At 48.0% G+C, this 3926-nt stretch carries 3 protein-coding genes and 3 tRNA genes; 1 reads left to right on the forward strand and 5 read right to left on the reverse strand.

The features are described 5' to 3' along the window. Positions 1-32: 32 nt before the first annotated feature. The 3 genes from FDW98_RS21315 to FDW98_RS21325 form a co-directional block, all read right to left on the reverse strand. A tRNA-Gly gene (locus FDW98_RS21315) sits at positions 33-107 on the reverse strand. A gap of 115 nt (positions 108-222) precedes the next feature. Next, positions 223-307, reverse strand: a tRNA-Tyr gene (locus tag FDW98_RS21320). An 8-nt stretch (positions 308-315) separates the two neighbouring features. Next, positions 316-391: transfer RNA gene (locus FDW98_RS21325), tRNA-Thr, on the reverse strand. Positions 392-781: 390 nt separating this feature from the next. On the opposite strand from FDW98_RS21325, the gene coaA reads away from it, so the two are divergent. After that, a complete protein-coding gene (coaA, locus tag FDW98_RS21330; RefSeq protein ID WP_096759485.1) occupies positions 782-1732 on the forward strand; it encodes a type I pantothenate kinase in 951 nt (316 codons plus the stop codon). Positions 1733-1763: 31 nt separating this feature from the next. On the opposite strand, the gene birA is transcribed toward coaA, so the two are convergent. Then, positions 1764-2726, reverse strand: a complete 963-nt coding sequence (gene birA / locus FDW98_RS21335) for a bifunctional biotin--[acetyl-CoA-carboxylase] ligase/biotin operon repressor BirA (protein ID WP_096758784.1) — start codon at positions 2724-2726, stop codon at positions 1764-1766. Beyond that, a complete protein-coding gene (murB, locus tag FDW98_RS21340; RefSeq protein ID WP_096758785.1) occupies positions 2723-3751 on the reverse strand; it encodes a UDP-N-acetylmuramate dehydrogenase in 1029 nt (342 codons plus the stop codon). The genes birA and murB overlap by 4 nt, the downstream gene beginning before the upstream one ends. Positions 3752-3926 lie beyond the last annotated feature (175 nt).

Here is a 3926-nt window from a genome sequence, read left to right on the forward strand (position 1 = left end):
GCGCTCTACCAACTGAGCCATATCAGCACGTCTGGAGCGGGCAGCGGGAATCGAACCCGCATCATCAGCTTGGAAGGCTGAGGTAATAGCCATTATACGATGCCCGCATCCTGAAACTCGGCTACCCAGTTCTTTCTGTAACAAAAAAGAGATTTCTCTCTTTTCTGTTTGAGCTGGTTAATTTTTCTAACCAACCCAGGCGGCGATAACGCTGCCAGAAAGTGGTGGTGGGGGAAGGATTCGAACCTTCGAAGTCTGTGACGGCAGATTTACAGTCTGCTCCCTTTGGCCGCTCGGGAACCCCACCGGACTTGATGGTGCCGACTACCGGAATCGAACTGGTGACCTACTGATTACAAGTCAGTTGCTCTACCTACTGAGCTAAGTCGGCATCAAGTAGCGCGCATTTTATGGAGACCTGCGCTTTCATGCAACTAAAAAATCGCATAAAACGTTCTATCGCTCATATTTTACACTATACGACCGATAAACAATCTATTTCCACGCCTGCCTGTACAAATTTACAACGTCTCACGACCATCCAGAAGGTGTTTTACTCCATCATATGTATACCAACTGATGCAAAGTGCCTCTTTTTACATCTGGAATACCCGTCACATTGCTTTTCAGGGGATGATTTTTTCTTATTATTCCCTCCCATCTGGTGTTACCCTCCTGCCCATTGTCCAAATTAACTGAAATGTGACGTGCCATTGCGTGCCAGGGATGAATTCATTTTTTATTACTGACCTGATATCGCAATGACAGCCAGACCATGCGTATGAGTATAAAAGAGCAAGCGTTAATGACGCCTTACCTACAGTTTGATCGCAACCAGTGGGCTGCGCTTCGTGATTCCGTGCCGATGACCCTGACCGAGGAAGAGATTGCTCGTCTGAAAGGCATTAATGAAGACTTATCGCTGGAAGAAGTTGCCGAGATTTATTTGCCCTTATCGCGTTTGCTAAACTTTTACATCAGTTCAAACCTGCGCCGTCAGGCTGTGCTGGAGCAATTTTTAGGCACCAACGGCGAGCGTATTCCTTATATCATCAGTATTGCTGGCAGCGTCGCGGTAGGAAAAAGTACCACTGCACGCGTCCTGCAAGCATTGTTGAGTCGCTGGCCTGAGCATCGCAAGGTTGAGTTGATTACCACCGATGGCTTTCTTCACCCTAACCAGGTGTTGAAAGACCGTGGACTTATGAAGAAGAAAGGCTTCCCTCAGTCCTACGATATGCACCGTCTGGTAAAATTCGTTTCCGACCTCAAGTCAGGTGTCCCTAACGTCACGGCGCCGGTTTATTCACATCTTATCTATGATGTGATCCCTGATGGAGACAAGACCGTCGCACAACCCGATATTTTAATTCTCGAAGGATTAAACGTATTACAAAGTGGAATGGATTACCCTCACGATCCACATCATGTATTTGTTTCTGACTTTGTCGACTTCTCTATTTACGTTGACGCACCAGAAGAATTACTCCAGACGTGGTATATCAATCGTTTCCTGAAATTCCGTGAAGGGGCATTTACCAACCCCGACTCTTATTTCCATAACTACGCCAAACTGTCTGAAGATGAGGCTATCAATACCGCCACAACACTTTGGAAAGAAATTAACTGGCTGAATTTAAAACAAAATATCTTACCAACGCGTGAGCGAGCCAGCTTAATCATGACTAAAAGCGCCAACCATGCTGTTGAACAAGTGAGATTACGGAAATAAACAAAAAGGGGAGCAATCGCTCCCCTTTTTATTACCCTGCGCTTCTGAGTGATATTTCTCCACCCATCCACGGTTTGATCACGCCATCCTGTTCAAGTAATAGTGCACCTTGCGCATCTATTCCCCGGGATACACCAAATATTTCTTTATCACCGATAATCAATTTAACGGGACGATTGATAAAATTATCCAGCGTCTTCCAACGTGGTAAATAAGGCGTTAGCCCTTCTTGCTCAAACAGTACGAGTGCCGCACGCAGCTCACGGATCAACCGAGCAGCAAGGGTGTTACGATCAATGTTAATTCCCGCTTCCTGCAGGTTAATCCAGCCCTGATTAACCACACTCTCTTCCACCCGACGCATCGCCATATTAATACCCGCGCCAATAACAATTTGCGCAGCGTCACCCGTTTTACCGGTAAGCTCCACCAGAATGCCGGCGAGTTTACGATCGAGCAGATAGAGGTCGTTGGGCCATTTCACGCGCACCTTATCGGCACCCAGATCGCGTAATACTTCTGCCATGACGATACCAATGACCAGGCTCAGGCCAATCGCAGCCGCCGGTCCCTGCTCCAGACGCCAGAACATTGAGAGGTAAAGGTTTGCTCCAAACGGAGAAAACCATTTACGCCCACGACGGCCACGTCCGGCCTGCTGATATTCAGCGACGCAGGCATCACCTGATTCCAGTTGCCCAATACGATCCAAAAGGTATTGGTTGGTCGAATCAATGACTGGCAGGACGGTAATATTTCCACCATCCAGTTGGGAATGAATAACTGATGAATTCAGGAGCTGAATAGGTTCCGGTAAGCTGTATCCTTTACCGGGAACGGTAAAGACATCAACACCCCAGTCACGTAACGTCTGGATGTGTTTATTGATAGCCGCACGACTCATGCCAAGCTTTTCACCTAGCTGTTCACCCGAATGAAATTCACCATCAGCCAGCAATGAAATAAGCGTCAGAGGTACAGTATGATCCTTCATGCTATGATCTCCACGGCGTTCATTTCCCCTTTCGGTCCAATAAATCGGACCTCAGGCTCAAGCCAGACATTAAATTTCGCACCCACTTTCTGGCGAACGTGATGGGCAAGCTGCACCACATCCTGGCTTGTTGCATCGTTGGCGTTAATGAGTACCAGCGCCTGTTGCTGATGTACCGCAGCACCACCTATACTCGCCCCTTTTAGCTGACATTGATCGATAAGCCAGCCAGCAGCCAGTTTCACAGAGCCATCTTTTTGAGGGTAATGAGGCGCTGTCGGAAATTGTGACAGCAGCACCTGAGCAACTTCTGCGGTAACGACGGGATTTTTAAAGAAGCTCCCCGCGTTACCCTGTATTTTAGGGTCAGGTAGTTTAGTTGTACGCATATGACAGACGGCATCAAACACTTGCTGCGGCGTCACCGTCGAGGGATCCAGGCGAGTTAAGTCGCCGTAGGTCAGCACCGGCTGCCATTGTTTTGGTAGTTTCAGCCCAACTGCAACGATCGCAAAGCGATCCTGGTATTCATGTTTGAAGATACTATCACGATAGCCAAAACGGCATTCCGCTGCTGCGACGCGTAAATGTTTGCCCGTCGACAGTTCAACGCAATCAACATATTCACAGACACGCTGTAGTTCTACGCCGTAAGCACCGATATTCTGGATCGGTGATGAACCGACACAACCGGGGATGAGCGCAAGGTTTTCCAGCCCTGGCATGCCCAGTTGCAGAGTATGCTGTACCAGATGATGCCAGTTTTCCCCCGCACCTACGTGCAAATGCCAGGCATCAGGCTGTTCTGTGACCTGAATGCCCTTAATACGGTTAACAATCACCGTTCCATAGAAGGCATCAAGAAACAGGACGTTACTCCCTTCACCGAGGATCAGCACTGGATGTTGTAATGCATTGGCTGATTGCCAGGCATTCAGTAATTGTTGCTCATTTTCGGCGCAGACAAGTTCATTAGCATACTGATCAATACCGAAGGTGTTCCAGACTTTAAGGGAGTGATTCATAGACGCTTTCCTGATGCAAAATCGTGCTTAGTTTACCGCATATGCCTCAGGATGGCTTGTGTTATGGAAGAGTGGGATATTGAGCGCTCACCGACAGACAACAGATAAAACAAAAGGCCCAGTCTTTCGACTGAGCCTTTTGTTTCTGTTTGATGCCTGGCAGTTCCCTACTCTC

Source organism: Citrobacter sp. wls711, from assembly GCF_005281055.1.
Classification (GTDB): domain Bacteria; phylum Pseudomonadota; class Gammaproteobacteria; order Enterobacterales; family Enterobacteriaceae; genus Citrobacter; species Citrobacter gillenii.